The following is a 1,728-nucleotide window of genomic DNA, read 5'->3' on the forward strand; positions in this document are numbered from 1 at the left end:
GTCGTGAAGCTCGATGAAATAGATCCTCTTCGTCGTCACGACATTCATGTTGGTAGTGACGTTTTGGGCGATCGGCTTCACAAACAGGATGTTGCCCTTCTCTGAAGGCGCAACCTGCCAGCTCTCCGTGTCGCCAAGCGAGATCGTCTCGAAACGTTCATCTTCATCGAAAATGATCATTGTCGAAATGCCGTAAGTCGCATTGACCGTCACGACGTTGTTGGGCTGGTAGACAACGCTCGTCACCCGGCCGTCGAGGTTTCCCGGGCGTGGCGACTGTGCCGCATGGGCGTGAGTCATGATTGCGGCGAAGAACGCCGCCGAAAACAGGAGGTGTTTCATCATCCCTCACCTCCTGGGGTCACCGTCTCCTGGTCACGACGGTAGCTGAAGACCTGGAAGCCGAGGGGATTTTCAAAAAGCCACTGATTTTCAGTGGGGGTGTCGGTGTAGCGGAAACGCACGACCGAAATGTAGTGCCGCGTGATGGAATCCGTGTCGGATTTTTCCGTCGTTGAGAAACGGACAAGAGCCGTTGATGGCGGCTGGCTAGGATCGCTCGGCTCAGTGACCGCCACCGATTTTATGTCGATCGAAACCCGCTTGTTTTTTCCGTATACTTTTGCGGGGTTTTTCGGATTGGCAGCGCTGTAGAGTTCTTGCAGTTCACGCGCAGCATCGCTGGTTGACAACAAGGCTGCAATCCCGAAGTTCTGTTCGATCTCGTAGGGGTCATAACCCTCGCGGGCGCGTATATAGCGCACGACATTTGCCTGAGTGACCGCCTTTTGCTCAGTAATGTTGGCAGGCCTGGTCAGACCGCTCTTGACCTCCAGATAGCCGGTATTTTTGTCGACCACGACGACATACGGTTCGAAGCTCTTCAACGGAACCAGCAGCACCAATGCCGCGAGCGCTAGCAACGTGATCGCCCCGAAAATGATAGTCACGAACCAGGCGAGCCCGCGCGATCGCTTGGCCTTTTTGACAATCTCATATTCCCAACGATCGCCGTCTTGGAAATAGGTCCGTAGTGCAGTCTCTTTTGAATCTGACATTTTTCGATCTAGCCCTTAGTTGCCCTCACAAGCAGCTCAGCGCGGCATGCTGTTGTTGCTTATTCGGTTCTGCATCGCGGCCCTGGCGTTGGCGCCGCGGATGTTGGTGAGCATGCCGGCATGTGTGCGATCGCGAGCCTGCATGCCGGCATTGCCGACGAACCCGGCGGCGCCACGGGCGACATCGACAGCTTTCATCGGCGCGGTCACGCCGCTGTAGCGACCAACAGCCCGCGCAACATTGCCGATCCCGGCGGCGACGCCGCCGACGATGCCTTGCGCGAGAACCTGAATATTGATCAGGACGAACGCGCCGGCGCAGCACAGCAGCAGGAACGCCGAGATATCGCTGAGCTGGAGCCGGCGCTGACTGGCGGCGTTGGAGACTTTGGTCAACTCAGGGTCCATCGCAGCGATCAGGAAAGCGGCCACGACATAGACGAAAAGCGGGATTAGCGCGTAGAGAAGCACCTGTTGGAACCACGAAACGCCAAGATTCCGCGTCTGCTCGAACAACATGCAGGCGATGAAAATCGGCGCCGTGCCGATCAGCACCCACATCATGACTTTTGCAAGCAGCAGGATCGCCAGTGCGACGGCAATGAAGACGGCGACGCACAACATGATTAGGAAGCCGACCATCGACGGCAAGACCGAGAAATAGCCTGAC

At 56.9% G+C, this 1,728-nt stretch carries 3 protein-coding genes; all 3 read right to left on the bottom strand.

What is annotated here, in order from left to right; translation table 11 throughout:
• Positions 1-345, bottom strand: a 345-nt coding sequence (locus EOA86_RS33445; protein WP_164892274.1) for a TrbG/VirB9 family P-type conjugative transfer protein, incomplete at its 3' end; no start/stop codon positions are given.
• Entirely contained in the window at positions 342-1,058 is a 717-nt protein-coding gene (locus tag EOA86_RS33450; protein WP_128345450.1) for a type IV secretion system protein, read from the bottom strand. The genes EOA86_RS33450 and EOA86_RS33445, both read right to left, overlap by 4 nt.
• A 36-nt stretch (positions 1,059-1,094) precedes the next feature.
• Positions 1,095-1,728 (bottom strand): type IV secretion system protein (locus EOA86_RS33455; RefSeq protein ID WP_164892275.1); only part of this gene is annotated, 634 nt, incomplete at its 5' end.

This window comes from Mesorhizobium sp. M5C.F.Ca.IN.020.32.2.1 (genome assembly GCF_004023105.1).
Classification (GTDB): Bacteria; Pseudomonadota; Alphaproteobacteria; order Rhizobiales; family Rhizobiaceae; genus Mesorhizobium; species Mesorhizobium wenxiniae.

Coding starts and splice junctions, on each gene's coding strand:
- EOA86_RS33450 (WP_128345450.1), bottom strand. CDS start 1,058: ATGTCAGATTCAAAAGAGACTGCACTACGGACCTATTTCCAAGACGGC.